Consider the following 25,593-nt stretch of genomic DNA (forward strand, 5'->3'; position numbering starts at 1 on the left):
CGTCGCACGAAAAAGGTGCGACCTGGATTGGCGTCCTGTGCACTGTGCCTGAAGAGCCGCAACATCAAAAGCGTTGCGGCTCCTTCATGTTCGTGCCACTGCCACCTTGTGAGGTGGCGGTGGTGTTCACAGTGACAAAGAGGCCAACACATGCAAACCCAACCGTCCACACCCCGGCCCAGGCTGGCCGTGCTGATCGACGCCGAAAACGCCCACGCCGCACAGACCACGCGGCTCATGACCCGCATCGCCGGCTACGGCAAACCCACCGTGCGACGCGCGTACGGCGACTGGACCACAACCCAGCTCGCCCCATGGAAGAAGATCCTCCACACCCACGCCATCCGCCCCTGCCAGCAGTTCTGCTACGTCAAGCGCAAGAACAGCACCGACTCCGCCCTCATCATGGACGCCATGGAGCTGCTGCACGCTCGCAGTGTGGAGGGTTTCTGCATCGTCTCGTCCGACAGCGACTACACGGGGCTCGCTGGGCGCATTCAGGAGGCGGGGCTATTGGTGTACGGCTTCGGGCAGAGCGACACTTCAGTTGCGTTTGTGGCGGCTTGTGATGCGTTTGTGTTTCTGGATGCGGCGGCGGTGCGTGTTTCGGCTTCTGCTTAGGGCAACCATGCAGCGGTTGCTGCTCTTCACGACTTGTTGCCGATCGACCGGGCTCGTCACACTTCCTTCAAATGTTCTTCTGCACTGGTGAGCGGTCGGCTAGGATGGCGGCCATCGGCCAGGAGCCGTCGTAGGTGAAAGGCGGCTTGCGGGGAGATGATGAGCTAAGGTGAATCTTTTTGAAGGAGTATGCCCAGTGATTCAAAGAGACATGACCGTCACGGAGTTCTGCAGTCAACACCTGCAGCGGACTGTCGCTCTAAGCAACGCCCAGCGCGAGAGCAAGGATTAACGGAAGGCGCAGTATGCGGCTGTATTACATGACGTCCGCCGACATCGGCCAAATCATTCTTCGTGAGCGGCGGATGAAGCTATCGCTATACAGCGAACTCAACGACCCATTCGAGCTACTTTCCCATGCGCTCGGCGATAAGCTCATGCGGAAGGCGCACAAGGCTCTCAAGGCGCACTTCACCAAGACCAAGGGTGTGATCTGCTTCTCCGATAACTGGAAAAGTCCGGTGATGTGGGCTCACTATGCTCAGAAGCACTACGGGTTTTGCCTTGGCTTTGACATCCCAGTGGGCCATCCAGATCAGGAATACGTGTACGCGATGAACTACGAGCCGGAGCGCCTGAGGTTCGAGTTCGAGAAGGAGAAATGGACCGAAGACGTTGGACTGTCGTTCATTCGGCAGATCATGACGACGAAGGCAAAGGCGTGGGAATACGAGCGTGAGTGGCGGGCGATGGCCGACCTCAAGAAGCGAGACCCAAACGGGTTTTACTACGTGGACTTCAGCGAGCGTATGCAGCTTCGCGAAGTCGTTCTAGGTGCGCGAAACACCTTGTCGGTTGGAAAGGTCGCAAAGCTCGTCAAAGAGAAGGGACCGCTACCCGCATCCGTTCAAGTGTTTCGAGCTCGCGTCGCGCACCATGCGTTCTCGATCGTGAGAAATAAGGAAGTGGCCCAGGTCATCGTTAAAGCTTCGCAGATGTAAGCTGGGCCGAACCCCGATCGGCGAATGTCGAGATCGGGCCCGATGCGGACTTCCGCCGGCACGAACACGGCGACCTGAAGCGGTCGCTCCCCGTTTGAGGTAAACGGCGTGCCGTAGGCGCGTCCGGTTGACCGGAGGGTTAGGCGGCTTTGCCACCTGTCGACTGGCTCGCCAGTTTCATCACAATCCGAAGCACTTCGGACGGCCCTTTAATGTTCATCTCTTCGAAGGTGACCGCCTCTGGCCAACGCAGCTTCTCGTCAAGCCACGCTTCAAGCTTGGCGACTGTACTCATATATGTCGCAGAGAACCCAAGTTCAGCCTGGAAGGCTCGTGCAAGCAAACCGAGAAAGTAGATGCCGTACGTTTGACAGAAGTCAGCGTAGTACACATCGAAGTTTTTCACCGAGTGGTCGAACCGCTCCTTATCCTTGCCCCAAGCATTTCGAATGATCACGCGAGGATTGAAGTGGACGACATCGGAGGTGATGGCGTACATGAAGTCATACACATCCTCGAGCCCAACCTCTGACGCCATATTGCGAGTTGCGGGGAGCGCTGCCTTCGGCAGTGCAACCTTCAGCTTGCCTGAGAAGACAGGTTGAAACGCACGCCTTTTCTGAAAGAACGCCTGCTGCTTCGCGGCAGCGTCGAAAACCAGTGACAACATGCGATTCATCAGGAGTTCGTCCCGCTCGTTCGGGGGCTTCCTGCTTTGTAGGTAGCGAAGCGCAATACAGTCTTCACAGATCCCTCGGAGGGCCGGCGCCAGAAAGTACGCGTGGCTATTCGGTTTCAGACTGCGCGAGAAAACAGCGAACTCGAAGCACTTGACATAGCAACCTTTGAGTACATTCGCGTATGTGCCATCGACGTTCAGATTGACCACGCAGCGATCACGCGTCTCCTGCTCAATACAGAGAAGATCTTGCTCGATGGGGTCGGCGGTAGATTCCATGCGTTGCCTAACTCAAAGGTGCGCCGTGCCCGACTGAGAGGCTCAGCAAGGCGTACGATTCGCCAATACGCCTCGCGGCGCCTTGCAGGTGGGTGTGGGTCTCGACCGCAGTGTTACGGAGCAATGCTAGGCCCTCCAAGTAGCACCACCTGTATGGACCACTGCGCCTTTGCCACTTTGGTCGCGGCGCGGCGGCGCATCGACTCCGTTCGTACGAAGTAAAACTTCTGACCTTCTGTCAGCGCGAGCTTGGCAAGTGTCCTTCGCATGCGGGTGTCAAGGACACCAACAGGGTCGCGTGATGTGGTTATCTCTGCCGAAATGACGACAGAACCGTCGTGCGTGCCTCGAAGATCAGGTTCGGAGTCGTCGCCAGTTTGCCTGGGATTCCAGGACCACTCCACAGAAGTTGGACAGTGCTTCTGCTGGATCAGCCACTGTGCTGCGTGGACTATTAGATGCTCGTGCTGAATCTGATTCAGGTCTTCGTACGCCTCCTCGCGTAGCAATCGAAGAACTCTCACGCCATCATCCGCGGTTGTGACGGAAGCGACACAGAGGCGCCTAATTCGATCGATGCACCGCTGCGCGTCTGCCAGGACTTTCGCGTTTGCAGCTTCCAAGGTTCCGAGACGTTCCATGATATTGCGCTACAACGAATTGGAGCTAAGGCGACCACAGCGGGAGCATCAAACTTCCGGCAAAAGCGGCACCCGCTTACACGTCCTCGCCGAGGTTGCGCGGCGGCAAGCCCGTCGGACGCGTTCTCACCAGTGTTTCGCTACAGGGCTGCCATTGGCGGGTGTCCGCTCCTAGCCGATAGCGAGCATGGTAGCTTAGAGCTCAAGCCGTGAAGCGGCTTGGTTGCAGACACGGCCGTCGGCGTCCGGTGTTGGAGGTCACACAAGATTGTCATCAATCCCCAACATCGCGCTGGCCCGCTCCACCGCCTGCCAATCGGGCTCCACGTTCTCACACTATTGTGCGCACCGCCTGAGTTTTTCAATGATCGGAGCGGCATCTGCCCATTGAATCGTCATCGCCGTTTCGCCGTCGATCGACAGTTTGAATTTCTGCTTGTCGCTCATGCCGTTCAGCGCCGCCGTCAACCCCGGTACGGCAAACGCGACCTCGCCCACCTCTGTTGATTTTCTGTAGTTGAACACCTGAACCGTCTGGGCGGGCTCGTCATCCTGCTGAAGGGTGATCTTCAGCTTGGTGACGTTGCGCGGCTTGGGCAGCCCCGTGCCTTGAAACATGAGCCAGGCATCTTGCTTGGGTTGCTGAAACCCCATGATGGTGACCATGCCGCCCGTCACACCCTCTTTCATGTTGCTTGTGTATTTGGCGAAGGAGGCGGCGCATAAATTGCCCTCGGGTGTGGGCGTGGAATCAACACTCCACATCCCTTTGGCATACGCCTCACGCTTTGCCTTGTCTTCCTGCTCTTTTTTCAAGCGCAGGCGCTCCAGGTGAGCCAACTCCTCAGGGCTTCGGACGATGCCGTTGCTTCGGGGTCTGTCGGAGCCAATGGCCTCTATGGCAGCCCGACGGTCGCGCAACATGTCCCAACCGGTGTACACATAGGGAGGGCTGCAACCGTTTCCGTTGAACACCATGCCAATCGGGCAGGCAACCGCTGGAACCGGGAGCACGAGCGCAACGAAAAAAAGTATCGACGGGTTTTTCATGTCAGGCTTTGGATGCGAAGCGATGTCGATACACCGTCTGAAAAATCCCAGTATAGAAATTCCTGAACGCGGCGTGTATGCCCTTAAGGGCAGTTCAACAGCCTCAGGGTGATCCCTGCTGATCGAACGGTTTCCGATCCAACAGACAGTCGATGAACGCACCCAGAAGGGCAGGTCGGTGCTGTCTGCTCGGGTAGTAGAGGAACAGTCCCGGGCGTGAAATCGACCAGTCCGCGAGGACCTGGACCAGCCTTCCCTGGGCCAGAAGTTCACCCACGCCATCGTGCGCGAAGTGGTAGGCAATGCCGAGTCCGTTCAGCGCAGCGGCAATGCCGATGTCGGCGTGGTTGGTGACGACGGGGCCGTCCACCGCCACTTCAACTCGCTTTCCCCTTTTCTCGAACTCCCAGCGATAGTGCCTGCCGTCCATCTGGAGCCGCCAGTTGATGCATGAATGGCTGTGCAGGTCGGCGGGTGTCCTGGGTATGCCTCGCGCAGCGAGGTAGTCGGGAGACGCCACGGCCACCATGTTCAGGTCTGGCGTGAGGCGGATGGCCACCATGTCTTTCTCGAGCCGCCCACCCACGCGGATGCCTGCGTCAAAGCGGCCAACGACGATATCGGCCAGCGCGTCGTCGACCACGATGTCGAGCAGCACGTCAGGGTATGCCTTGTGAAAGCGTGCCAGCTTGGGCGCAATGATGGTTCTTGCTGCGATCCCCAGCGTGTTGATGCGAAGCGTGCCGCTCATCTGCCCTGTCGCCTCGCTGGCTTCAGCGACTGCGGCGGCCATCTCTCGAAACAGCGGAGCGATGCGCCGGTAGAGCAGTTCGCCGCTGGCCGATGGCGCGACGCTTCGCGTGGTGCGATTCAAAAGGCGAGCGCCGATGCGGCCTTCAAGTTGCCGGATGGTCTGACTGAGGGCGGAAGGCGACAGGCCGAGATGCTCTGCCGCTCGGGCAAAGCTCGCCCGCTCAACCACCGCAGCGAATGCTTTCAGTTCGGCAAATTCAGCTCCGCGCATTATGTATTCCTTTCTACACAGCCATTGTCGATTCTAGGATATTCACTAAATTCAGCCGGGCGCGCATCCTTGAGGCCTTCATTGACCTTATGGAGCCATCGACATGAACACCTTGACCCTTCCCGAGCCCATTGCCGCGTACTTCGCGGCCGAACACAACCCTGAGGCCTTGGCGCATTGCTTCATGGCGCAAGCCGTCATGAAGGACGATGGCCACACCCACACGGGCATCGACGCCATCAAGGCCTTCATGGCCGAGGCGTCGGCCAAGTACAGCGCGACGAGCGTGCCGTTCGCCATCGAACGGGAGGACGGCTTCCAGCTTGTCCGCGCCAACGTCACCGGCAACTTTCCCGGTAGCCCGATCGTTCTGACGTACCGCTTCCGCCTGGAACGCGGCCTGATCGCAAGCCTGGAGATCACGGCATGAGCTTCGACCTTCACCTGAATGGCCTGAGGGCCGTGGTCACCGGCGGCACGATGGGCCTTGGGGCGGCGGTCGTGAAAACCCTCGCGGAGGCCGGCGCCCGGGTGGCGACATCCGCGCGATTCCTGCCAGCGCAGCCGGTGGAGGGGGTGAGCTACATCGCCGCCGACCTGTCGACGGCGGAGGGCGCGAATCACCTGGCTCAGACCGTTCTGCAGAACTGGGGCGGTGTTGACATTGTGATCAACGTACTCGGCGGCTCAAAGACGCCCGGTGGTGGTTTCGCTGCGATCAGTGATGAGCACTGGTTCGCCGAGCTGAACCTGAACCTGATGCCTGCCGTGCGGCTTGATCGTGCACTGCTGCCCACGATGCTGGCTCGAGGCTCGGGCGTCATCATTCACGTCAGCTCCATCCAGCGCGTGCTGCCTCTGCCCGAGTCCACGACCGCCTACGCCGCTGCCAAGGGTGCCCTCACCACTTACAGCAAATCGCTGGCCAGAGAGGTGACACCCAAGGGCGTTCGCGTGCTGAGCGTGGCGCCGGGCTGGATCGAGACCGAGGCCTCCGTGGCGTTTGCGGAACGGATGGCGGCAGATGCGGGAACCGACTACGAGGGCGGCAAGAAAATCGTCATGGACTGGCTGGGCGGAATTCCAGTGGGGCGACCCGCCAAACCCCAGGAGGTGGCCGATCTGATCGCTTTCCTGGCGTCCCCACGATCTGCTTCGATCGCAGGGTCCGAGTACCGGATCGACGGCGGCACGGTTCCCACCCTCTAGCCCACCGTCGCAACCGAAGGCCCTAGGAGAAGGCAACCCCACCAGCATCCAGCGATGGCGGACGCACAAGGTCTTCATCGACGCCCATCACCGCGCTGGCCCGCTCTACCGCCTGCCACAGCGCCGCAGGCATCTTCAGAATCTCTTCCGGAGAATCTGCCTGCGCAATCCAGGCGCTGATCTGTTGGTGCTGGTCGGGCGTCAGCAGGGCCAGGTGCAGCATTTCGTCAATGGTTTTCATCGCGTCAGCCTGGCGTAGAGCAGTCCGCCCAGCACCGCACCAATGGCCATGGCCAGCAGGCCGGGCAGGTGGCGCGTGGCGTCGATGAACACGGGCATGGGTGCCACGGCGTCCACCGTGCGAACGGCGGCCACCATGCCCACGCCCGCAGCAGCCGCGAGCAAGGGCGCGCGGCCTGCTGGCCACCACCTGGCGATGAACGCGGCCACGGCCAGCGCGGGCAGCCAGCCGATGGCCACGATGCCGGCGTAGGCTGGGGCGAAACCCATCAGGTCCTGCCCGGTGGTGTGCATGCGATCGGCCCATGGAATTTCCAGACCCAGCCCGGCCAGGGCTTGCAGGTTCCACTGTGTCTGCACCACCGAACCCCAGGCCGCTGCCATCACCAGCGCCAGCAGCAGCGGCAGCAGATGGCTCGTCCATCTGCGGCGGCGTGGGGCATCATGGGGGGTATCTGTCGGGTCTTTCATCATCGCCAAATTATGTTTTACTTTGCCGCTTTTCTTGCAGGTGCCCTGGCTGCCGTGATGTCGGCCCAGGCTGCGGACTACCGGGTGGAGACCGTTGCCAGCGGGCTCGACCATCCCTGGTCGCTCGCCTTTCTGCCCGGCGGGCGAATGCTGGTGACCGAGCGCCCGGGCCGGCTTCGCGTGATCGAGCCGGGGCCCGATGGCCGCGCGCAACTGCGGCCAGAGCCCGTGGCGGGTGTGCCGCCGGTGATGGCGCGCGGGCAGGCCGGTCTGTTCGATGTGGTGGTGGACCCGGCGTTTGAAACCAATGGCCGGGTGATGCTGTCCTTCGCGCATGGCACGCCACAAGCGAACCACCTGCGCGTGGTGAGCGCGCGGTTCGATGGCCGGCAATTGCAGGAGGTGAAGCCGATCTTCACCTCGCAACCCGCCAAGATCGCCACACAGCATTTCGGCGGGCGCATGGCCTGGCTGGCAGACGGCAGCCTGCTGTTCGGCATGGGCGACGGCAACCTGGAGCGCACGGACGCGCAGCGGCTGCACACGCACCTGGGCAAGCTGATGCGCATCCACGCGGATGGGCGTGTGCCGAACGACAACCCGTTTGTTTCGCGCAAGGACGCGCTACCCGAGATCTACAGCTACGGTCACCGCAACCCGCAAGGCATGGCGGTGGTGAACGGCGTGCCTTACTCGCACGAACATGGATCGCGCGGCGGCGACGAGCTCAACCGCATCGCGCCCGGCGCCAACTACGGCTGGCCCGTCACCACCGGCGGCATCGACTACACCTATGCGCGCATCACGCCCTACAAAAGCCTGCCGGGCATCCAGCCGCCGCTGGTGGAGTGGACGCCATCGATCGCACCGGCCGGGCTGACCTGGTACGACGGCACGCTGTTCCCGGCCTGGCGCGGCAGCCTGTTCGTGGCGGCGCTCAAGGAGCGCAGCGTGCGCCGCGTTCCGATGGTGAACGGCGCGCCTGGGCCGCAGGACGTGTTGTTCCTGGAACTCGGCGAACGCATCCGCGACGTGCGCGCCGGGCCGGACGGTGCCCTCTACCTGCTCACCGACAGCGCGACCGGGCGGGTGCTGCGGGTGGTGCCGGCATCGCCTTCATGAACAGGGTGATCGTTTCTGCAATCAGGCTGCCCAGAGCCCCCGATGAATCCATGCTGCCGCCTTGTCAGGTGCTTCATGGAGTCGGAATCAGGCCGGGGTGGCCAGCTTCAGACCGATGATTCCTGCAAGGATGAGCCCGAGACTCAGGAGCCGTCCCGCGTTCGCCGGCTCGCCCAGCAAGACAATCCCCAATATCGCTGTGCCGACAGCGCCAACGCCCACCCACACCGCGTAAGCGGTGCCCACGGGGAGCGACTTCATGGCGATACCTAGCAGCCCAAGGCTGATCACCATCGCAAGTACGGTGCCAACCGTGGGCCAAAAGCGCGTAAAGCCCTCGGTGTATTTCAGCCCGATGGCCCAACCGATCTCAAAAATGCCGGCCAGGACAAGAATGATCCAGTTCATGGCGATGCCCCATCGTTGTACGGGTCGTCCCGGATGCGGAATGGCGAAGTGAGGTCGTCCTCAGTTCGGGAGAAGCCTGGACATCATGATCGCATGCTTGCCCAGGTGGACCTACGCTTGAATCGCATCGGCAATTGCCATGGCTGCTGACGGCAGATCGAGTTGACTGAAAAAAAGCCGGCCGATGCAACCCACCCCCCCAGGAGACAACCGGGGTTCTCTACTTCCTGCGCATCGGCCGGACCAGACTTTTCAGAACCGGTGAAGGCATGGTAGGCGCGCGATGGCGCGTTCACAACGAAGCAGAACGGCTATGGATATGCGGTTTCTCTTCGGTTGCCATGGGCTCCGGAGGGCTGCGCCAGCGTCTGGAACACGTCAGGCAGCATGCGGTGGATTTGCGCCGCGATGAACATGGCGCCACCGGGGTCGCCGAAGGCGCCGAGTGTGGGCGGCCCGATCAGGCGAACGGACGCGCGCGCCTGGCCGTCTGAGCCCACCACGCGGCATTGCGCGTCGACCGCATAACCGATGCCGCAGGCGTCGGTGCGCAGCCAGCCTTGTTGGACCAGGGCTTGCAGCAGCGGGTTGGAGGCGGTGCGCGAGGCCACGTCCAGGCCGGTGCAGTTCACCACCACGTCGAAGGACTCGGTGCGCGGCTGTGGGTCGCGCGCGCCCTTGAGCAGCACGTCCACGCGGTGTCCTTGCGTTGCAGCGTTCACGCTCAGCACTCGGGCCGCCTGGTAAACCACGCGGCCGCTGGCTTGCGCGGCCCGCGCAATCACTTCGGTCTGCGGCGGCGATCGGAAGCGGTGCACGTCGTACCAGGTCCGCAGGCGGCGCAAAAAGCGGCGCTGCTCTGCGGCGGGGAGCGTGGGCCAGAGTTGCCACACCGAGTCGCGCAGGTCGTCGAAGGGCGGGTACCAGTCTTCGCCCCGCAAGCGCGCGGCACGGATCTGCTCGCGCAGCGCCTTCACCCAGGCGCGCAGCGTGGGTTCGGCTTCGGTCATGAAGCGGGGTGCGGGCCCGAGCACGCGGTCCAGGTGCTGGCGTCCTTGGGGCGGTACCACGGTGCCATTGGCCAGAGGTTGCGGCCGGGGCTGCAGGCCGCGCCGCGAAATCACCACGGTCTGCCCGGTGTGGCCCTGGCGTTGCAGCGTGGAGACCACGTCGAGCGAGGTCAGTCCGCTGCCGACGAGCAGCACCCGCGCCTCACGCGGTATGCCGAGCAGCAGCGCGGTGTTCAAGGGATTCTCGATCACGCCCGGGTGTTGTGCCAGCGCCGGATCGAACGGCGCCTGCAAGCGTGGTTCGGCATTGCCGGTGGCCAGGATCAGCAGCTCGGACACCAGCGACTGGCCTTTCCCGGTGCGGGTCGTGATCAGGCCATCGGCCGCCCAGGCTTGCGTGGCGCGGTCTTGCAGCGTGCGGATGGTGGAGCCTGTGGGTGCCCATCTCGCGTGCGCGTGCACCATGTCTTCCAGGTAGGCCCCCAGCACCGCACGCCGCACAAAGGCGGTGCCATTGGATTGGCGCGCCTGCGGGTCGCTGTCGAACACGCCGTGGGCCTCGCACCAGCGTGTGAAATGACCGCCGTCCACCGGGTCCACGGAATGAATCCACGTGGGCCCGTTGAGGCGGTGGTCAGGGTCGTGCGTGGCATAGGCCAGGCCCGGGCCCACGCGTTCGCGTGCCTCGATGATCGTGATCGCCAGCGGCACCGGGCTGTGGCGCACCAGTTGCACGGCGGTGCTCACGCCAGAGAAGCCGCCGCCCACGATGGTGATGCGGCGCGCAGGGGGCGGCAACGTCACCGGCTCACGCCCCAGCGGCGCACCGTCAGCTTCTCCAGGGTCTGAAACACCACGTTCTCCACCAGAAGGCCGATGAGGATCACCATCACCAGGCCGGCAAACACCTTGTCGGTATAGAGCTCGTTGCGGTTCTGGAAGATGAACCAGCCCAAGCCACCCTTGCCGGAGGATACGCCGAACACCAGTTCGGCCGCGATCAGCGTGCGCCACGCGAAGGCCCAGCCGATCTTCAGGCCGGAGATGATGGCCGGCAGCGCGGACGGCACCAGGATCAGCAGCACGTAGCGGATGCCGCGCAGGCCGTAGTTGCGCCCGGCCATGCGCAGCGTCTCGGGAACCGACTGAAAGCCGGCGAACGTGGCCAGGGCCAGCGGCCACAGCACCGAGTGCACCAGCACGAAGACCAGGCTGCCGTTGCCGAGGCCAAACCACAGCAGTGCCAGCGGCAGCAGCGCGATGGCGGGCAGCGGGTTGAACATGGACGTGAGCGTGGCCAGCAGGTCGCGCCCGATCTGTGTGGACACGGCCAGCGTGGTGAGCAGGAAGGCCGAGAAGATACCGAGCAGGTAACCCTGCAGCAGAACGCCGAGCGAAGCGCGGGCGCGCAGCAGCAGCTCGCCACCGGCGATGCCGTCGACGAAGGCGCGCGCGGTCTGGACGAAGGTGGGCAGCAGCAGGTCGTTGTCCTGCCAGCGCGCGATCAGTTCCCACAGCAGCGCCAGCACGAGCAGGATCACCGTCTTGCGCAGCCAGGCCTGTTGCCACACCTGCTGAGTCCAAGGCAGCGGGCGTTCCACCGGCGTGTCCACCAGGTCGGGCAGCGCGTATTCGGCTTCGGGGCGAACGGGGGGCAGGGCCTTGGCGATGCTCATGCCTGTGCCTCGCCGAACAGCAGCCCGTGAATGCGCTGCGTGGCGGCCTGAAACGCGGGGCCGCCGCTGCTGGCCAGACCGAATTCGTGCGCCTGAATCTCGGCACGCAGCCGGCCCGGGCGCGGTGTGAGCACGCCAATGCGGCTGCCCACCACCAGCGCTTCTTCGATGGAGTGCGTCACGAACAGCAGCGTGAAGCGAACCTCGTCCCACAGCGCCAGCAGCTCTTCCTGCATGCGACGGCGCGTGAGCGCGTCCAGCGAGGCAAAGGGTTCGTCCATCAGCAGCACTCGCGGCTGCATGGCCAGCGCGCGCGCAATGGCCACGCGCTGTTTCATGCCACCCGAGAGCTGGTGCGGGTACGACTTCGCGAAATCCGCCAGCCCCACCTGCGCCAGCACGGCGTGCGCGCGGTCCAGCGCCTCGGCCTTGCCCAGCCGCTTCGTGGCCAGCAGCGGAAACATCACATTGCCCAGCACCGTCTTCCACGGCGGCAACTGGTCGAACTCCTGGAACACCACGATGCGGTCCGGCCCCGGGCCTGTGATGGCCTGGCCATCGAGCCGGATGCGGCCTTCGCGCGGTTGAATGAAGCCGGCGGCGGCTTTGAGCAAGGTGCTTTTGCCGCAGCCCGAAGGGCCGAGCAGCACGTAGCGCTCCCCCTCGTGCACCGAGAGGCTCACGCGGTGCGTGGCGCGCACCACCTGCTGGTCGGTGGCGTATTCGAGCGAAACGTTGTCGAAGTCGAGCAGCGGGGCAGACGACACGGCGGGCACCGGAACGCGCTGCGAAGCGGGCGCCTGCGCGGGCATCCTCAGCAGTTCCTGCCCCGGTGTGCCCATGAGGGCCCGCAATGCGCCTTCGACCGGTGCCATCGTCAGTTCGCCGCCGCGCTGTGCGGGTCTTCGAAGAAATACTCTTTGGCCGAGCCCGGCTTGTTCTTGATCGCCCCCACGCTGTGCATGAAGGTGGCGAGCTTGAAGGTGTTCTCCGGTGTCAGCTTGAACTGCACTTCCGGGTTCTTGATGATGGAGATCAGCAGGTTGCGGTCGAGCTGGCCCTGGTTCACGCGCAGATAGATATCGGCCGCACCTTCGGGGTTGGCGGTGATGTACTTCGCCGCTTCATCGAGCGCGGCCACGAAGGCGCGGTAGGTCTTGGGGTTCTCGTTGCGGAACTTCTCGGTGGCGTACAGCACCGTGGCCGACGACGGGCCACCGAGCACGTCGTAGCTGTTGAGCACGATGCGCGCGTTCGGGTTGGCGGCCAGAGACTGGTTCTGGAATGGCGGGTTGCCGAAGTGCGCGCTGATCTCGGTGCCGCCCTTGATGATGGCCGCCGTCGCATCCGGGTGCGGCACGGCCACCTGCAGCTTGTCGAGCCGGTTGAACTGGTCCTGACCCCAGCGCTGGGCCGAAGCCAGTTGCAGCACGCGCGATTGCACCGACACGCCCACGGCGGGCAGCGCAATGCGGTCCTTGTCGGTGAAGTCGGCAATCGTCTTCACCGCCGGGTTGTTCGTGACGAGGTAGTAGGGGAAGTTGCCCAGCGAGGCCACGCCCTTCACGTTCTGCTTGTCCTTGGTGCGGTCCCAGATCGTGAGCAGCGGGCCCACACCGGCACCAGCGATGTCGATCTGGCCCGAGAGCAGCGCATCGTTCACCGCACTGCCGCCCGAGAGGCGCACGAACTCCACCTTCACATCCACCCCGGCGGCCTTGCCGTGTTTCTCGATCAGCTTCTGTTCCTGCGCCACGTTGAGCAGCAGGTAGACCACGCCGAATTGCTGGGCGATGCGGATCTGGCCTTCGGCCTGCGCGGCCAACGATGCGGAGGCAGTCAGCGCGGCAACCAGCAGGCTGTGGATGAAGGTGCGTTTTTTCATGGGTGTCCTTGTTGAATGAATGTGTGTGGAGTCAGAAGGGCACGTCGCCTTCGATCGTCACGCGGTTGAGGCGGCGGCGTTGTTCGGGTGGACAACCTGCAGCCAGGTGCAGCACCGAGCGGTTGTCCCAGAACACCATGTCGCCGGGCAGCCAGTGGTGGCGGTAGACGTAGCGTTCCTGTGTGCTGTGGTCGTACAGCGCTTTCAGCAGCGCCTCGCTCTCGCCGTCGGGCAGGCCGACCACGCGGGTCGTGAAATGCTCGCTGACGAACAGCGCCTTGCGTTTCGTTTCCGGGTGCGTGCGAACGATGGGGTGACTCACTGTGGGCACGGCGGCAACCTGCGCGGGAGAAAGATCAGGCCGCCATGGGCTGCGGCGTTGCAGCTCGGCGTACACCTTGAGGTAGCTGTGCTCGGCGTGTCGGCCCTGCACCGCCCGCGCCAGCTCGGCGGGCAGCTCGTCCCAGGCGGCGTGCTGGTTGGCGAACAGCGTGTCGCCACCCTCGGCGGGCAATTCCTGTGCATGCAGGAACGAACCCAGGCTGGGATTTTCCTTGTACGACAGGTCCGAATGCCAGAACACGCCGGCATCGCCCAGGCCGACGGGCTGGCCGTTCTCCACGATGTTGGAGACGATGAGCACGTCCGGATGCCCGGCCAGCGCGAACTGGTGAAGCACGTGGCGCTGCAGCGGGCCCCAGCGCGCGCTGAACTCGACCTGCTGCGCGGGCGTGATGCGCTGGTCGCGGAACACCAGCACGTGGTGATCCAGGTGGGCGCGGTGCAGGCGAGCGAAGTCGTCGTCCACCAATGGCAGGTTCAGATCCAGGCCCACGACCTCGGCGCCGAGCGCGGGGCCGAGAGGGCGGATATCAAAAGCTTGACGCACCGGGGGCAGTTCGACGAGGATCATGGTCGGTCGATGCTAGGCAGCGGGCCAACACCAGGGAACGATCAATACCGAGCAGCGATATGCGGAAAACGGATATGCGCCTCGGCACCTACGGCTCGCCATGAACCCCCATGCACGCAATTCCCGTCGTCACTTCGCCCGCTTCCTCGCCTTCGTGCTCTCGGCCGTCCTGCTGGCCGGCTGCGGTGGCGGGGGCGACGACGGCGCTTCACCGATGGAGGGAAGCCGTGAGTCCAGGATCATCCGGTCCAGCCTGACCCGGACCGACTACGCGCTCAACATCTATCTGCCACCCGCGAGCGCCGGCCCCCGCAGCGACCTGCCGGTAATCTACGTGCTTGACGGCGAGAGCTGGTTCGAGACGCTGGTCGGCATCGCAGAGTCCACACGCCAGCGCGTCATCATCGTCGCTATCGGCACGTCAGGCCAACGCGGCCGGGACTTCGTCCCGCGAACAGTTGCACGCCCAACGGCGGCGGCCATGTCGCCTACTTCAACTTCATCCGCCAGGAGCTCATTCCCCATGTGCAGGCCACGGTGGGTGGGCATCCGGAGCGGCGCGCGCTGTTCGGCCACTCGCATGGCGGCAGCTTCGTGCTGTACGCGGTGTTCTCGGAGGCGCCGGGCCAGCACAGCTTCAAGGCCTACCTGGCGAGCGACTCGTCCATCAGCTGCATGACGACCACCGCCAATGCCTGGGAGCGGGACTACGCGAACGCTTACAGCGAGTTGCCCGTGCGCCTGCACCAGTCGTACGCCACCCAGGGCAACTACACGGCCAACGTCGACTACGCCGCCGCGATCGCGCAACGAAACTACGCCGACCTGACTTTCGTTGCCAGGTCCTACTCAGGCACCCACAACGGCATCGTTCCGCAGGTGCTGACGGACACCCTTGGGTTCGCTTTCGCCGGCGGGCCGTAAGCGGTTGCGTGCCGCGCCTCAAACGCGCGGCGGCCCGGCGGAAAACCTGCGCTGCAGGAACACCCCGGCCACGATGGAAGGCACCACACAGATCACTTCGGGGTTGCCCAGGCCGATGCCGGCGATGGCTGGCCCCGGGCAGTAGCCAGCCAGGCCCCAACCCACGCCGAACAAGGCCGCGCCACCGAGCAGCCGGGCTCGGCAACCCTCACACATGGCGCGTGAGCCATGTGGTGAGCACCGCCACCAGCAGGAAGGTGACCGTGGCCGCCAGCGAGCGCACCGACAGCGGGGTGAAGTTTTCCATGCGTTCCGTTCCTCTTGGTGAGCCAGCGAGATCATGCACCGGCGTTGGCCCATGGCGCAATCAGCCCGGTTGCCAGCGTTGGTGCAGCGAGCGGGCCAGCCAGTCGAGCGCGAAGCCGAGCGCGCCGATGAGCACGATGGCGGCCATGAGTTCGTCGTATGCCAGCCGGTCGCGCGTGTCCAGGATGAAGTAGCCCAGTCCGGCAGACACCCCCAGCATCTCTGCCGGCACCAGCACGATCCAGATGATGCCGATGGCCAGCCGAATGCCGGTGAGGATGTGCGCGGTGATGCCGGGCAGCACCACGCGCCAGATGGTCTCGCGACGGGTGGCCGAGAGACTGCGCGCCAGCAGCAGCCAGTTCGGATCGAGCTGGGCCACGCCGGCGGCCGTGTTGAGCATCACGGGCCAGACCGCTGCGAACGCCAGCAGGAAATACACCGGCGCGTCGCCCACGCCGAGCACCATCACCGCCAGCGGCATCCAGGAAAGCGGAGAGATCATGCGCAGGAACTGGAACACCGGTGTGGTGGCCTGCGCAAAGCCGCGCGACAGGCCGGCCAGCACACCCAGCGGCACCCCCACCAGAACGGCGAGGCCCAGCCCCACGGCCACGCGCTGCAGGCTCAGTGCCACATGCCACCACAGATCGCTGCCGACGACCAGCCGGGCGAACGCCTGCGCCGTGGGCCAGGGGGCGAACACGGAGGCGATGGGCGTGCGCGCCGTGAGCAGCAGCGTGCCCACCCACCACAGCGCCAGCACCAGCAACAAGCCCAGCGATGGCAATCCCCACTGCCGCAGGACCGTGCTCTTTGCTCTGGCGCCTCTGACCGCCGCGCTCACGTCGCGATCACCTCTCGGCGTTTGAAGTCGGCCGGCAGGCCGAACACCTGCGGGCCGCCCACGGCCTGGATGGCCTTGCGCACGAAGCGGTCGTCCACCAGGTCGCCTGCCACGAACTTCGGGTCCAGCGCGGCGAGGAAGCGCGTGTCGCCTTCCACCTTGGTCTCGCGGATCGCGCGCACCAGCTCTTCGGTGTAGCTGGGGAACGGGTAGGGCTGGAAGTCGATGCGGCGTTGCGCCCAGTCCTTGTGGCGGACCACGCCGCTGGCCTCGTAGCTCGCGTAGTCGCTGGCGGCCAGCACCTTGGTGAGCGTTTGCAGCGGGTGCGGCGTGTAGCGGCCTTCACCGGCGTTGGAGAGCAGCCGCGCGGTGTCGATCTGGTTGCTGCGGGTGTAGAGCTGCGCCTTCACCAGCGCATTGGTCACGCGCTGCGCCCACTCGGGCTTGTCGGTGAGGTCGCGTTCGGCCAGGAAGGTGATGCAGCAGGCGTGGTTCTTCCAGAGGTCACCCGAGAAGCGCAGCACCTTGCCCACGCCCGCAATCTCGGCCGACGCGTTGAAGGGGTCGGCCACGATGTAGCCCGCGATCGACCTGGTGGCCAGCGCCGAGACCATTTCGGCCGGCGCCAGCACCACCAGGTTCACTTCGTTGGCGGCAATCGCGTTGCCGCGCGGGCGCGTGACCGCTTCGAGCTTGTTCGCGCGCAGCAACTGCTGCAGCAGGATGTTGTGAATGGAATACCAGAACGGCACCGCCACCGTCTGGCCGCCGAGATCGGCCACGGTGTTGATGTTCGGCGCCACGGTGAGCGCCGAGCCATTCACGTGGTTCCAGGCCACGATCTTGGCGGGGAACTTCGAGCCGTAGCGCACCCAGAGCGCGGCCGGCGAGAGCAGGTGGACCACGTTCACCTGGCCGGCCACGAAGGCCTCCACGATCTGCGCCCAGCTGCGGAACAGGCGTGGCGCTTCCGACTTCAGGCCCTCGGCCTCGAACAGCTTGCGACCGTGCGCCACCAGCAGGGGCGTGGCGTCGGTGATGGGCAGGTAGCCGATCTTCACCGGTTGGTCGTCACCCTTGAAGGCCTGGGCACGCGCATCGCCGGCTGCCAGCAGTGGCGTGGCCACGCCGGCCGCCGTCAATGCCGACAGGCGCAGCATGTCGCGCCGGGTGAGGCCGCAGCAGTCGGACGAGGCGCAGATGTGTTGGTAGTCGGGACGGGTGGCGTTGGTCATGGGGACTCCGGGAGGCGTGTTCATCAGACAGGAAGGGTCTGCTGCGCGTGCAGCGCTTGCAGGATGTCGAGCCGCATCGCTGTGACTTCAGCGGGCGCGGCTTCTCGGGGGCGCTCGATCGACACGGTCCATTCGCGCAGCAATTGCGCCGGCTCGCCGGGCGCGGGTGCGCCCATGAGCAGGATGCGGTCCGCCACCAGAATGGCTTCGTCGATGTCGTGCGTGACCAGCAGCGCGGCGGTGTGCCAGCGGTGAACCAGCTCCACCAGCAGCGTCTGCATCTGGGCGCGGGTGATCGCGTCCAGCGCAGAGAAGGGCTCGTCGGCCAGCAGCAGTTGCGGCTCGCGCGCCAGGGCACGCGCCAGCGCCACGCGTTGCGCCATGCCGCCCGAGAGCTGGGCCGGGCGCAGGCGGTGCTGGCCACCCAGGCCCACGGCGTCCAGCGCGGTGGCCACGCGCGCCTGCAGTTGCTCGCGCGGCAGCGTGGGCTGGTGGGTGAAGTTCAGCCCGAAGCCCACGTTGCGCGCCACGTCGAGCCAGGGCAGCAGGCTGGGCTGCTGGAACAGCAGCGCTGCGCGGGGATGGGGTTCGTTCAGCGGCGCCTCGAGAAATTCCACCTGGCCGCGCAAGGGTTTGCTCAGGCCCGCCAGCGCGCGCAGCAGCGTGGACTTGCCACAGCCGCTGCCACCCAGCAGGCAGACGATCTCGCGCGCCTTCACGTCGAGCGACACGGCCTGGAACACCGCCGTGCCGTTGGGGTAGGCGTGGGCGAGGTCGTGGGCGCGCAGCACCGCTTGCGTCATGCGGTCACCGCCGCTTTTGCGGCGCGCTTGTTCAGTTCGCCCTGAAGCTGGGTCAGGCTGGGCGTGACGATGGGCAGGAAAGCCGCTTCACGCCAGCGCCGCGCGAAGCCCAGTGGCTGGTCGCGGTGGTAGGCGCGCCCACCGCACGATTGCAGTTCCAGTTGCACCGCTTGCAGCGCCAGGTGCGCCAGGCGGATGCGCGCCTGGAACAGCGGCACCGGGTCGGTAACGAACTGGCCCGTGTACAGGCCTTCGCGCAGCGTGGCCACGGTCACGGCGAGTTCGGCCTGGGTCTGCTGGATGGGCTCACCCAGCACCTTGCGGGCGGCGGCACCGTGCTGCTGTGCGGCGGCCAGCGACGCTTGCGCCAGCCCGATCGACAGGCCGCATTGCAGCACCAGGAAGGCCGGCCGGACCCGGGGCAGCCAGGCGCGCGCGTCGATGGCGATCACGTCTTGCGGCTCGATCTCCAGGCGTGTGAGGCGCAGTGCGGCGGTGTGCGTGCCGCGCAGCGCGATCAGGTCCAGGTCGTCGCTGCGTTGCAGGCCCGCGCGGTCGAAGGGCAGGGCGGCAATGAACGGCGCCTCACCATCGCGGCGTTCCACGGCGGCCGCCACCACGAATCCCTGAGGACGCAGGTTCGTGGCCCAGGGCACCTGGCCGTCGAGCAGGAAATGGCCGGGCGCAAACGGGTTGGCCACGGTCGACGCCTGCACCTGCAGCGACTCGATGCCGGAGAGAAACTTCATCGCGTTCGACAGGCCAGTGGCACCAGCGGACTCGCCCTTCAGCAACGGGGCGAGCCAGCGTTCGCGCAGCGCCTCGTTCGGGCTTTGCAGCAGATATTCGATGAAGGCACGCTGGCCCCAGAACACGAAGGCGGCGGCCAGCGACTTTTCGGCCACGGCGGTGATGGCGTCCAATGCGTCGATGGTGTAGCCGCCTTCACCGCCGAGCGCCAGCGGTACGCCGTGCTTGAGCAGGCCTGACGCGCCCAGCGCCGGCAACAGCGCTGACGCCTGCGAGGCATCCGTGTCGAGCGAGAGCGCGTGCTCCTCCAGGAAGCGGTTCAAGGCGTCTGGCAAAGGCATGGTCATTCCGCTTTCAAGACGCCGGCGCGAAACGCTTCCAGCTGCGGGTTCACCGGGCTTTGCGCGAGCGAGTTGGCAAAGTTGCACAGCGTGGCCAGGCTCACGCCGAGCACCACCTCCAGCGCCTGCTGCTGCGTGTAGCCGTTGTTCAGAAACGCCACCAGTTCGGTGTCGGTCACGTTGCCGCGCCGGGCGATCACCGCGCTGGTGAAAGCCAGGACGGCATCCAGCCGCGCGTCGCCCGTGAGCTGGCCCTGCTGCAAGGCCACCACGGCAGCCGTGTTCAGTCCGGCCTTGCGCACGGCCACAGCGCTGTGCCCTGCCACGCAGAAGTCACACCCGTGCAGGCGCGCCGCCGTGATCTGCACGACCTCGCGCTCGGCCAGCGTGAGGCTGGCGCGGGCGTTGATGCCGCCCACGGTCACATAGGTTTCCAGCGCGAGCGGCGAATTGGCCAGCACGCCAATGAGATTGGGCAGAAAACCGTTGTTCTTGACGGCCTGTTCCACCAGCGCGCGGCTGGCTTCGGGGGCGCTCTGGGCGGTGTGCAGTGAAAGACGGGTCATGAGGGCGGGCCGTGGCACGGCACGGCCATGGCTGATGGCAGCCCTTGACGATAGCCAGCGTCATCGAACCCGTGAACCTCTCAATCCGCATATGGATATGCGAAAGCCGAGCAAGCCGGGCGAGAAGTCGTTCAGCGCCACAATGGGTTCGATCGACCGCAGCCCGATTCTTGAAAGGAACCCGTATGCACAACGCGCCTCCGTTTGCCGTGGAGCGCATCGACCACGTGGTGTTTCGCGTTCGCGACCTGGACACCAGCATCGCCTTCTTTGAGGCCGTGCTGGGCTGCAAGGTCGCGCGACGCAGACCCGATCTGGGCCTGGTCCACCTCCGGGCCGGTGCCTCGATGGTCGACCTCGTGGCCATTGATGGCCCGCTGGGTCGCGCTGGCGGTGCCGGGCCCGCCACGGAAGGGCGCAACCTCGACCACCTCTGCCTGCGCGTGGAGCCTTTCGATGAGCGCTCCATCGTGCGGCATCTTGCCGCGCATGGCGTCACACCCAGGGGCCCAGCCTCAACGAACTTCGGCGCCGAAGGCGATGGACTTTCGCTTTACTTCACCGATCCCGACGAGAACGTGATCGAGCTCAAGGGCCCGGCGAACCTGGTTGGTTAAGCCACGCCTTCGACGATGCGGATGTCGCGTTCCGCACCGTTGCCCAGCGCATCCAGCGCCGCCTGGTATTCGGGGGTGTCGTGCGCCGCAATCGCCTGGGCCACGCTGTCGAACTCGATCAACACGGCCCGCTGGTTGACGGCGGCCTCGTACACCTGCGCCGGCATGCCCCGTGCCAGGAAGCGCCCGCCCGCAGCCTGCAGCGCGGGGCCGGCCAGCTTGGCGTATTCGGCGAGCGCGGCGGGGTCGCTGATGGAGCGGTAGGTGGAGATCCAGTAGGCCTTGGGCATGTCGATTCCTCGGTGGTTTGAATGATGCGAAACCACCGAGTTTGCCCTAGCTTGCCCTAGCGCGCCGGACCCTGGTGGACAAGCCCGCCTGCGTGCGCCATGGTGGCGCTGAGGATCGAACCACTGGTCGACTCGGTGCAGAACAGCGTCTTTCTTTCCGCGCCACCGAAAGCCAGGTTGGTCAATGACGTGCCGGTGTCGGTGCGCAGCACCTGCACCGGTTCGGCGCGGTGGTTGAGCACCCAGATGTAGGCCAGGCCCGGGTTGGCTACCAGCAGGTGGCCCGCCTGGTCCATGGCCAGGCCGTCCGGGCCGCTGGGGCCGTAGGAGGTGAAGAACTGGCCCGTCTTGGACACATTGCCATCGGCCAGCAGCGGCATGCGCCAGACGCAGTTGCCGCGCGTGACCGCGACGAAAAGAAATCGCTCGTCGGGCGACAGCACGATGCCGTTGGGGCTGGGCACATTGGACAGCAGCATGTCCAGCCGCCCCGTCGGGCTGAGCCGGTAGACGCGGCCCGTGGGATCGTGCAGGCCGGTCTGGCCCTGGTCGGTGAAGTAGAGGTTGCCCTGCGAATCGAACGTGAGGTCGTTCAGGCCCTTGAAGCTTTCGGTGTTGCGCCGACCCAGGTAGGGCCGCACCGTGCCGCTGCGGCTGTCCACCACCATGAGGCCGTTGCGGTAGTCCGTCACCAGGAGCTCGGTGGCGTTGAGGAACTTCATGCCGTTGGGCTCGCCATCCCACTGCGCCACCAGCTCCCATTCGCCCTGCGGGTCGATCCGGAACACGCGGCCAAAAGGAATGTCCGTCACGAAGAGGTTGCCGGCCTCGTCGAACACTGGCCCCTCCAGGAAAGAATCCACCTCGCGCCCGCCCATGTTGGCGTCGCTCCAGAGCGTGCGGCGCGGCTGGCGGAAGCGTGCGGGCAGGGCGCTGAAGACCTCGAGCGAACGGACCTCGGGCGGGTGGAACAGGTGCATGGCGGCCTCGGGCAGTGGGGTGGGAAATCCCGACCTTACTGCTTCTCGAAAGCGGTGTTCGCGACCAGCTTGCCCCAGCTGTCGGTGCTTTCCTTGAGCATTCTGGCGAATTCGTCCGCGCCGGCGTGGCGTGGCTCGGCCCCCATGCCCTGCGCGAAGGTCTTCATGTCCTCGGTGGCCATGGCGGTGTCGATCTCCTTCTGCAGGCGCTGCACCACGTCGGCGGGGGTGCCCTTCGGTGCCCACAGCCCGGTCCAGTTGACGACGCCGCGCCACTTGACGCCGGCCTCCTGGAACGTGGGCACGTCGGGCAGCGCCGCGAGGCGCTTGTCGCCGCTGACGGCCAGCATGCGCAGCTTGCCGCCCTTGACGTTGCCCATCAGCCCGGTGGTCGATGCGATCTGGAAATCGATGGTGTTGGACAGCAGGCCCGCCGTGGCTTCGCCCGCACCCTTGTAGGGGACGTGCATGAACTTCACGCCGCTGGCGATGCCCAGTGCCTCGCTGGCGAAGTGCGGCGTGGTGCCGGGGCCACCGGTGCCATAGCTCACGGTGCTGGGCGCGCGCCCCGCCTGTGCGGTCAGTTCGCCCAGGGTCTTGTACTTCGAGCCGGCGTTCACCACCAGTCCCATGGGCGCGAACACATACGCGCTCACAGGCACCAGTTGGGTGGCGTGGTCGAAGGGCAGCTTGTTGAAGATATGCGGCAGCAGCGAGTAGGTGGTGTCGTTGGCCAGCAGCGTGTAGCCGTCGGGCGTGGCCTGCGCGACCTGGCTGGAGCCGATGGTGCCGGTGGCGCCCGGCTTGTTCTCCACCACGAAGCTTTGCCCGGTCTGTTCGGTGAGCTTCTGGGCCATCTTGCGCGTGACCACGTCCACGGCGCCGCCGGGGCCGTAGGGCACGATGATCTTCACGACCCGGTTGGGCCATGCGGACTGGGCGCTGGCGGGGCCAGCCATCAGGCAGAGAGCGCCCAGCGCGGAAAGGGCGGTGGCCGAGAGCAGGGCGCGGCGCTTGGAATTCAGGTTCATGTTTGTCTCCTTGCTTGGTATGGGTTCAGTGGGTGGTGGCTTCGGTGCGGGCCAGCACCGCAAGAACGTTCTGCGCGGCTGCGACGCCCATGTTCACATACGCGTCGCTGGTCACGCCGCCGATGTGCGGGCTGAGGATGAAGCCGGGCTGGTGGTGAAAGATGTGCGGCGATGCCATGGGCTCCACGCAGAAACTGTCCAGGCCCGCCATGCGTACCTGGCCCGACTGCACGGCCGCCAGCAGCGCTGGTTCGTCGATAAGGCCGCCGCGCGCGGTGTTCACCACGATGACGCCGGGCTTGCATCTGCCCAGCGTCTGTGCGTTGATCAGACCCTTGTTCTCCGGGGTCAGCGGGCAGTGCAGCGAGATGGCATCGGACTCGCGCCAGAGCGTGTCCAGGTCCACCGCCTTGACGAAGGGCGGCAGCGCCTTGGCGTACGGGTCGAAACCAATCACGCGCATGCCCATGGCGTCGGCCATCTTCGCAAAGCGCATGCCGATCGCACCCAGACCCACCAGGCCGACGGTGCGGCCGTCCAGCTCCAGGCTTTTGTGCGTGGCCTTGTCCCAGTGGCCTTGGTGCATGCGCTGGTTGAGTTGCGGGACCGATTTGGCACACGCCAGCAGCAGGGCCATGGCCTGCTCGGCGACGGCCGCGGCATTCGCGCCCACGGCGGCCCTGACCTCGATGCCGCGCTCGGTCGCGGCGGCCTTGTCGATGGTGTCGGTGCCGCTGCCGTGCTTGGAGATCACGCGCAGCGCGGGCGCGGCGTCCATGGCTTCGGCGGTCACGCCGCTGTAGCGCACGATGATGCCCACCGGGTTGTGCGTGCGTGCCATGGCGACCACGTCGCTCAACTGCGGCGTCTTGCCGGTGAAAACGACCTCGTGGTCCTGCAGCAGGGCCAGCGCCTCGGGCGCGAGGTCCACGCCGGTGACGAGGATGACGGGCCTGGTGCTCACAGCGTTTCGCCTTCCTTGAGCACACCGGCCGACACCAGCGAGGCGGTCAACCACGACGCGGAGGTGTTGCCCTGTTTGATCTGGGCAATGCGCCTGGCTTCGGCCTGCACCTTGTGCTCGGCCAGGGGCAGCAGGCCCGCCAGCGTTTCGCGTTCGACCACCACCACGCCGTCGGCATCGCCGATGATGAAGTCGCCCGCGTGCACCGTGACGCCCCCCAGGCTGATGGGGTGGCCGATGCGACCACCGTTGTTCTTGGTCGGGCCGTTGGGGTTGGTGCCCACCGAGAAGACCGGGAAATCCATCTCGTCGATCTCCAGGCTGTCGCGCACGGCGCCATCCATCACGACGCCCGCGATGCCGAGCTGGCGGCAGGCCGTCATCATGATGGTGCCCATCAGCGCCGAGGTCTGGTCGCCCTTGCCGTCAATCACCAGCACGTCACCTGGCTTGGCCAGCGCCATGGCGGCGTGGATCATCAGGTTGTCGCCCGGTCGCACTTCAATGGTGAAGGCCGGACCTGCCACCTTCATGCGCGGGCGCAGCGCGCCGATGCGGCCATGGAGTGCGCCGCGCCGGCCGTTGATGTCGGAGAAGATGGCGGGCTGGTACTTCGCCGCCTGCGCCACCAGGTCGGGTGCGACACGCGGGAAGTCTTTGATGATGTCGGGCTGGGACATGTCGGGCTCTCGTTCGTTGGGGGATGGAATCAGTCCAGCGTGGCGCCCGAAGCCTTGATGATCGGGGCCCAGCGCGCCAGGTCGCTCTTGATCGTGGCGGCGAAGGCTTCCGGAGAGCCTCCCAGCACGTCGGCACCCTGGTCGCTCAGCTTCTGCTTCACGTCGGGCGACTGCAGCGCCTTGTTCAACTCGGTGTTGAGCAGGGTGATGATTTCCTTGGGGGTGCCGGCCGGTGCCACGAAGCCGAACCAGGTGCTGGTCTCGAAGTCCTTGAAGCCCGACTCGGCCACGGTGGGCACGGCGGCCAGATCGTCGACGCGCTTGAGAGAGGTGACAACGATCGGCCGCATCTTGCCGTTCTTGATGTAGCCCAGTACGGTGGGCACGCTGGAGAAGTACAGCTCCACGCGGCCACTGACGACGTCGGTGGAGGCCTGGGCGGCGCCCTTGTAGGGAACGTGGGTGAACTCGACGTCGGCGGTCTTCTGGAACAGCTCGCTGGCCAGGTGGGCCACGGTGCCGTTGCCGGCGGTGGCCATGTTCAGGGCCTTGGGCTTGGCCTTGGCCGCGGTCACCACATCTGCCAGCGTCTTGAAGGGCGAGGTGTCGCCCACCACCAGCACCAGCGGTGCATTGGCGACCAGTCCGATCGGTGCCAGGTCCTTCACCGAGTCGTACGGCATCTTCTTGTACAGCGTCGGGTTGATCGCCAGGTTGCTGGTCTGGCCCAGTCCGATGGTGTAGCCATCGGCCGGCGACTTCGCGACGGTGTCGATGCCGATGTTGCCGCCGGTGCCCGGGCGGTTTTCCACCACGAAGCTCCAGCCCTTGGTGACCTGGATCTTGTTCGTCACTTCGCGGGCGATCAGGTCGGTGCCTCCACCGGCGGGAAAGGGCACGACGACCCGGATGGGCTTGTTGGGGTAGGCCTGTGCGAAGGCGGCACCGGTGGCGAGCATCAGGCTGGCGAGGGCAAGGGAGTGGCGATGGAAAAGGTTCATGTCTTGTCTCCAGGAATCGGTTTCTGAAC

General features: G+C 65.4%; 30 protein-coding genes. 7 read left to right on the forward strand and 23 right to left on the reverse strand.

The genetic code is table 11. The features are described 5' to 3' along the window. Nucleotides 1-150: 150 nt before the first annotated feature. Together ACTIF6_RS11985 and ACTIF6_RS11990 are read left to right on the forward strand one after the other, a co-directional pair. Nucleotides 151-621, forward strand: a complete 471-nt coding sequence (locus ACTIF6_RS11985) for an NYN domain-containing protein (protein ID WP_439588206.1) — start codon at nt 151-153, stop codon at nt 619-621. A gap of 320 nt (nt 622-941) precedes the next feature. Beyond that, a complete protein-coding gene (locus tag ACTIF6_RS11990) occupies nt 942-1,622 on the forward strand; it encodes a DUF2971 domain-containing protein (RefSeq protein ID WP_439588207.1) in 681 nt (226 codons plus the stop codon). A 139-nt stretch (nt 1,623-1,761) separates the two neighbouring features. Here the strand turns inward: ACTIF6_RS11990 and ACTIF6_RS11995 are convergent, their stop codons facing one another. The 3 genes from ACTIF6_RS11995 to ACTIF6_RS12005 form a co-directional block, all read right to left on the reverse strand. Further along, on the reverse strand, nt 1,762-2,580 hold the full coding sequence (locus tag ACTIF6_RS11995) for a DUF5677 domain-containing protein (protein ID WP_439588208.1): 819 nt from the start codon (nt 2,578-2,580) through the stop codon (nt 1,762-1,764). Nucleotides 2,581-3,557: 977 nt separating this feature from the next. Next, nucleotides 3,558-4,271: a hypothetical protein gene (locus ACTIF6_RS12000; protein WP_439588209.1), complete on the reverse strand. Its 714-nt coding sequence runs from the start codon at nt 4,269-4,271 to the stop codon at nt 3,558-3,560. 103 nt (nt 4,272-4,374) lie between these two features. Further along, nucleotides 4,375-5,295 (reverse strand): LysR family transcriptional regulator, encoded by a 921-nt coding sequence (locus ACTIF6_RS12005; RefSeq protein WP_439588210.1) that lies wholly within the window; start codon nt 5,293-5,295, stop codon nt 4,375-4,377. 103 nt (nt 5,296-5,398) lie between these two features. Between ACTIF6_RS12005 and ACTIF6_RS12010 the strand changes: the two genes are divergently transcribed. Beyond that, nucleotides 5,399-5,725 (forward strand): nuclear transport factor 2 family protein, encoded by a 327-nt coding sequence (locus ACTIF6_RS12010; RefSeq protein WP_439588211.1) that lies wholly within the window; start codon nt 5,399-5,401, stop codon nt 5,723-5,725. Next, a complete protein-coding gene (locus tag ACTIF6_RS12015) occupies nt 5,722-6,504 on the forward strand; it encodes an SDR family oxidoreductase (protein ID WP_439588212.1) in 783 nt (260 codons plus the stop codon). Before ACTIF6_RS12010 ends, ACTIF6_RS12015 begins: the two co-directional genes overlap by 4 nt. Before the next feature lie 22 nt (nt 6,505-6,526). Here ACTIF6_RS12015 and ACTIF6_RS12020 read toward each other — a convergent pair whose 3' ends face one another. After that, nucleotides 6,527-6,745 (reverse strand): hypothetical protein, encoded by a 219-nt coding sequence (locus ACTIF6_RS12020; RefSeq protein WP_439588213.1) that lies wholly within the window; start codon nt 6,743-6,745, stop codon nt 6,527-6,529. Then, on the reverse strand, nt 6,742-7,215 hold the full coding sequence (locus tag ACTIF6_RS12025; protein ID WP_439588214.1) for a hypothetical protein: 474 nt from the start codon (nt 7,213-7,215) through the stop codon (nt 6,742-6,744). Before ACTIF6_RS12025 ends, ACTIF6_RS12020 begins: the two co-directional genes overlap by 4 nt. 12 nt (nt 7,216-7,227) lie before the next feature. On the opposite strand from ACTIF6_RS12025, the gene ACTIF6_RS12030 reads away from it, so the two are divergent. Then, the gene (locus tag ACTIF6_RS12030) at nt 7,228-8,337 is read left to right on the forward strand and encodes a PQQ-dependent sugar dehydrogenase (protein WP_439588215.1); all 1,110 of its coding nucleotides are present in this window, start codon (nt 7,228-7,230) and stop codon (nt 8,335-8,337) included. Between the two features lie 87 nt (nt 8,338-8,424). Here ACTIF6_RS12030 and sugE read toward each other — a convergent pair whose 3' ends face one another. The 6 genes from sugE to ACTIF6_RS12060 all read right to left on the reverse strand — a co-directional run bounded on the left by sugE (nt 8,425) and on the right by ACTIF6_RS12060 (nt 14,229). Further along, nucleotides 8,425-8,745, reverse strand: a complete 321-nt coding sequence (gene sugE / locus ACTIF6_RS12035) for a quaternary ammonium compound efflux SMR transporter SugE (protein ID WP_439588216.1) — start codon at nt 8,743-8,745, stop codon at nt 8,425-8,427. 311 nt (nt 8,746-9,056) lie between these two features. After that, nucleotides 9,057-10,559, reverse strand: a complete 1,503-nt coding sequence (locus ACTIF6_RS12040; RefSeq protein ID WP_439588217.1) for an FAD/NAD(P)-binding protein — start codon at nt 10,557-10,559, stop codon at nt 9,057-9,059. Beyond that, nucleotides 10,556-11,431: an ABC transporter permease gene (locus ACTIF6_RS12045; RefSeq protein WP_439588218.1), complete on the reverse strand. Its 876-nt coding sequence runs from the start codon at nt 11,429-11,431 to the stop codon at nt 10,556-10,558. Before ACTIF6_RS12045 ends, ACTIF6_RS12040 begins: the two co-directional genes overlap by 4 nt. Beyond that, a complete protein-coding gene (locus ACTIF6_RS12050) occupies nt 11,428-12,243 on the reverse strand; it encodes an ABC transporter ATP-binding protein (RefSeq protein WP_439588249.1) in 816 nt (271 codons plus the stop codon). Before ACTIF6_RS12050 ends, ACTIF6_RS12045 begins: the two co-directional genes overlap by 4 nt. 65 nt (nt 12,244-12,308) lie before the next feature. Next, the gene (locus tag ACTIF6_RS12055) at nt 12,309-13,316 is read right to left on the reverse strand and encodes an ABC transporter substrate-binding protein (protein ID WP_439588219.1); all 1,008 of its coding nucleotides are present in this window, start codon (nt 13,314-13,316) and stop codon (nt 12,309-12,311) included. Between the two features lie 31 nt (nt 13,317-13,347). Next, on the reverse strand, nt 13,348-14,229 hold the full coding sequence (locus ACTIF6_RS12060) for a TauD/TfdA dioxygenase family protein (RefSeq protein ID WP_439588220.1): 882 nt from the start codon (nt 14,227-14,229) through the stop codon (nt 13,348-13,350). 351 nt (nt 14,230-14,580) lie between these two features. On the opposite strand from ACTIF6_RS12060, the gene ACTIF6_RS12065 reads away from it, so the two are divergent. Then, complete coding sequence (locus ACTIF6_RS12065) at nt 14,581-15,153, forward strand: alpha/beta hydrolase-fold protein (protein WP_439588250.1); 573 nt, start codon at nt 14,581-14,583, stop codon at nt 15,151-15,153. An 18-nt stretch (nt 15,154-15,171) separates the two neighbouring features. On the opposite strand, the gene ACTIF6_RS12070 is transcribed toward ACTIF6_RS12065, so the two are convergent. The 6 genes from ACTIF6_RS12070 to ACTIF6_RS12095 all read right to left on the reverse strand — a co-directional run bounded on the left by ACTIF6_RS12070 (nt 15,172) and on the right by ACTIF6_RS12095 (nt 20,001). Then, nucleotides 15,172-15,369 carry a YeeE/YedE family protein gene (locus tag ACTIF6_RS12070; RefSeq protein ID WP_439588221.1) on the reverse strand — a complete coding sequence of 66 codons (198 nt, stop codon included), beginning with the start codon at nt 15,367-15,369 and terminating at the stop codon, nt 15,172-15,174. Between the two features lie 151 nt (nt 15,370-15,520). After that, nucleotides 15,521-16,306, reverse strand: a complete 786-nt coding sequence (locus ACTIF6_RS12075) for an ABC transporter permease (RefSeq protein WP_439588222.1) — start codon at nt 16,304-16,306, stop codon at nt 15,521-15,523. Further along, complete coding sequence (locus ACTIF6_RS12080) at nt 16,303-17,541, reverse strand: ABC transporter substrate-binding protein (RefSeq protein WP_439588223.1); 1,239 nt, start codon at nt 17,539-17,541, stop codon at nt 16,303-16,305. Before ACTIF6_RS12080 ends, ACTIF6_RS12075 begins: the two co-directional genes overlap by 4 nt. A 23-nt stretch (nt 17,542-17,564) precedes the next feature. Next, entirely contained in the window at nt 17,565-18,344 is a 780-nt protein-coding gene (locus ACTIF6_RS12085) for an ABC transporter ATP-binding protein (RefSeq protein ID WP_439588224.1), read from the reverse strand. After that, nucleotides 18,341-19,441: an acyl-CoA dehydrogenase family protein gene (locus tag ACTIF6_RS12090; RefSeq protein WP_439588225.1), complete on the reverse strand. Its 1,101-nt coding sequence runs from the start codon at nt 19,439-19,441 to the stop codon at nt 18,341-18,343. Before ACTIF6_RS12090 ends, ACTIF6_RS12085 begins: the two co-directional genes overlap by 4 nt. Further along, on the reverse strand, nt 19,438-20,001 hold the full coding sequence (locus ACTIF6_RS12095) for a carboxymuconolactone decarboxylase family protein (RefSeq protein WP_439588226.1): 564 nt from the start codon (nt 19,999-20,001) through the stop codon (nt 19,438-19,440). Before ACTIF6_RS12095 ends, ACTIF6_RS12090 begins: the two co-directional genes overlap by 4 nt. A gap of 185 nt (nt 20,002-20,186) precedes the next feature. Here ACTIF6_RS12095 and ACTIF6_RS12100 point away from each other — a divergent pair, with 185 nt between their 5' ends. Further along, nucleotides 20,187-20,618, forward strand: coding sequence for a VOC family protein (locus ACTIF6_RS12100; protein WP_439588227.1), 432 nt, complete (start codon nt 20,187-20,189; stop codon nt 20,616-20,618). Here ACTIF6_RS12100 and ACTIF6_RS12105 read toward each other — a convergent pair. The 6 genes from ACTIF6_RS12105 to ACTIF6_RS12130 are packed head-to-tail and all read right to left on the reverse strand — an operon-like array spanning nt 20,615 to nt 25,564. Then, entirely contained in the window at nt 20,615-20,908 is a 294-nt protein-coding gene (locus tag ACTIF6_RS12105) for a DUF1330 domain-containing protein (RefSeq protein ID WP_439588228.1), read from the reverse strand. The two genes, ACTIF6_RS12100 and ACTIF6_RS12105, sit on opposite strands and share 4 nt — an antisense overlap. A 56-nt stretch (nt 20,909-20,964) precedes the next feature. Next, entirely contained in the window at nt 20,965-21,888 is a 924-nt protein-coding gene (locus ACTIF6_RS12110) for an SMP-30/gluconolactonase/LRE family protein (RefSeq protein WP_439588229.1), read from the reverse strand. A 35-nt stretch (nt 21,889-21,923) separates the two neighbouring features. After that, nucleotides 21,924-22,919 (reverse strand): Bug family tripartite tricarboxylate transporter substrate binding protein, encoded by a 996-nt coding sequence (locus ACTIF6_RS12115; protein WP_439588230.1) that lies wholly within the window; start codon nt 22,917-22,919, stop codon nt 21,924-21,926. 25 nt (nt 22,920-22,944) lie between these two features. Then, on the reverse strand, nt 22,945-23,883 hold the full coding sequence (locus ACTIF6_RS12120) for a hydroxyacid dehydrogenase (protein WP_439588231.1): 939 nt from the start codon (nt 23,881-23,883) through the stop codon (nt 22,945-22,947). Then, nucleotides 23,880-24,563 carry an RraA family protein gene (locus ACTIF6_RS12125; RefSeq protein ID WP_439588232.1) on the reverse strand — a complete coding sequence of 228 codons (684 nt, stop codon included), beginning with the start codon at nt 24,561-24,563 and terminating at the stop codon, nt 23,880-23,882. The genes ACTIF6_RS12120 and ACTIF6_RS12125 overlap by 4 nt, the downstream gene beginning before the upstream one ends. Before the next feature lie 29 nt (nt 24,564-24,592). Then, nucleotides 24,593-25,564, reverse strand: coding sequence for a Bug family tripartite tricarboxylate transporter substrate binding protein (locus ACTIF6_RS12130; protein WP_439588233.1), 972 nt, complete (start codon nt 25,562-25,564; stop codon nt 24,593-24,595). Between the last annotated feature and the right edge of the window lie 29 nt (nt 25,565-25,593).

Origin of the sequence: Hydrogenophaga sp. (assembly GCF_051860785.1) — a bacterium.
Taxonomy (GTDB): domain Bacteria; phylum Pseudomonadota; class Gammaproteobacteria; order Burkholderiales; family Burkholderiaceae_C; genus Hydrogenophaga.

Excerpts from the sequence above, each read along its gene's own strand:
- ACTIF6_RS12115 (WP_439588230.1), bottom strand. The coding sequence starts at position 22,919 with ATGAACCTGAATTCCAAGCGCCGCGCCCTGCTCTCGGCCACCGCCCTT.
- ACTIF6_RS11995 (WP_439588208.1), bottom strand. The coding sequence starts at position 2,580 with ATGGAATCTACCGCCGACCCCATCGAGCAAGATCTTCTCTGTATTGAG.
- ACTIF6_RS12050 (WP_439588249.1), bottom strand. The coding sequence starts at position 12,243 with ATGCCCGCGCAGGCGCCCGCTTCGCAGCGCGTTCCGGTGCCCGCCGTG.
- ACTIF6_RS12055 (WP_439588219.1), bottom strand. The coding sequence starts at position 13,316 with ATGAAAAAACGCACCTTCATCCACAGCCTGCTGGTTGCCGCGCTGACT.
- ACTIF6_RS12085 (WP_439588224.1), bottom strand. The coding sequence starts at position 18,344 with ATGACGCAAGCGGTGCTGCGCGCCCACGACCTCGCCCACGCCTACCCC.
- ACTIF6_RS12095 (WP_439588226.1), bottom strand. The coding sequence starts at position 20,001 with ATGACCCGTCTTTCACTGCACACCGCCCAGAGCGCCCCCGAAGCCAGC.
- ACTIF6_RS12060 (WP_439588220.1), bottom strand. The coding sequence starts at position 14,229 with ATGATCCTCGTCGAACTGCCCCCGGTGCGTCAAGCTTTTGATATCCGC.
- ACTIF6_RS12000 (WP_439588209.1), bottom strand. The coding sequence starts at position 4,271 with ATGAAAAACCCGTCGATACTTTTTTTCGTTGCGCTCGTGCTCCCGGTT.
- ACTIF6_RS12090 (WP_439588225.1), bottom strand. The coding sequence starts at position 19,441 with ATGACCATGCCTTTGCCAGACGCCTTGAACCGCTTCCTGGAGGAGCAC.
- ACTIF6_RS12025 (WP_439588214.1), bottom strand. The coding sequence starts at position 7,215 with ATGAAAGACCCGACAGATACCCCCCATGATGCCCCACGCCGCCGCAGA.
- ACTIF6_RS12070 (WP_439588221.1), bottom strand. The coding sequence starts at position 15,369 with ATGTGTGAGGGTTGCCGAGCCCGGCTGCTCGGTGGCGCGGCCTTGTTC.
- ACTIF6_RS12130 (WP_439588233.1), bottom strand. The coding sequence starts at position 25,564 with ATGAACCTTTTCCATCGCCACTCCCTTGCCCTCGCCAGCCTGATGCTC.
- ACTIF6_RS12110 (WP_439588229.1), bottom strand. The coding sequence starts at position 21,888 with ATGCACCTGTTCCACCCGCCCGAGGTCCGTTCGCTCGAGGTCTTCAGC.
- ACTIF6_RS11990 (WP_439588207.1), top strand. The coding sequence starts at position 942 with ATGACGTCCGCCGACATCGGCCAAATCATTCTTCGTGAGCGGCGGATG.
- ACTIF6_RS12020 (WP_439588213.1), bottom strand. The coding sequence starts at position 6,745 with ATGAAAACCATTGACGAAATGCTGCACCTGGCCCTGCTGACGCCCGAC.
- ACTIF6_RS12010 (WP_439588211.1), top strand. The coding sequence starts at position 5,399 with ATGAACACCTTGACCCTTCCCGAGCCCATTGCCGCGTACTTCGCGGCC.
- ACTIF6_RS12015 (WP_439588212.1), top strand. The coding sequence starts at position 5,722 with ATGAGCTTCGACCTTCACCTGAATGGCCTGAGGGCCGTGGTCACCGGC.
- ACTIF6_RS12045 (WP_439588218.1), bottom strand. The coding sequence starts at position 11,431 with ATGAGCATCGCCAAGGCCCTGCCCCCCGTTCGCCCCGAAGCCGAATAC.
- sugE (WP_439588216.1), bottom strand. The coding sequence starts at position 8,745 with ATGAACTGGATCATTCTTGTCCTGGCCGGCATTTTTGAGATCGGTTGG.
- ACTIF6_RS11985 (WP_439588206.1), top strand. The coding sequence starts at position 151 with ATGCAAACCCAACCGTCCACACCCCGGCCCAGGCTGGCCGTGCTGATC.
- ACTIF6_RS12030 (WP_439588215.1), top strand. The coding sequence starts at position 7,228 with ATGTTTTACTTTGCCGCTTTTCTTGCAGGTGCCCTGGCTGCCGTGATG.
- ACTIF6_RS12005 (WP_439588210.1), bottom strand. The coding sequence starts at position 5,295 with ATGCGCGGAGCTGAATTTGCCGAACTGAAAGCATTCGCTGCGGTGGTT.
- ACTIF6_RS12080 (WP_439588223.1), bottom strand. The coding sequence starts at position 17,541 with ATGACCAACGCCACCCGTCCCGACTACCAACACATCTGCGCCTCGTCC.
- ACTIF6_RS12125 (WP_439588232.1), bottom strand. The coding sequence starts at position 24,563 with ATGTCCCAGCCCGACATCATCAAAGACTTCCCGCGTGTCGCACCCGAC.
- ACTIF6_RS12105 (WP_439588228.1), bottom strand. The coding sequence starts at position 20,908 with ATGCCCAAGGCCTACTGGATCTCCACCTACCGCTCCATCAGCGACCCC.
- ACTIF6_RS12100 (WP_439588227.1), top strand. The coding sequence starts at position 20,187 with ATGCACAACGCGCCTCCGTTTGCCGTGGAGCGCATCGACCACGTGGTG.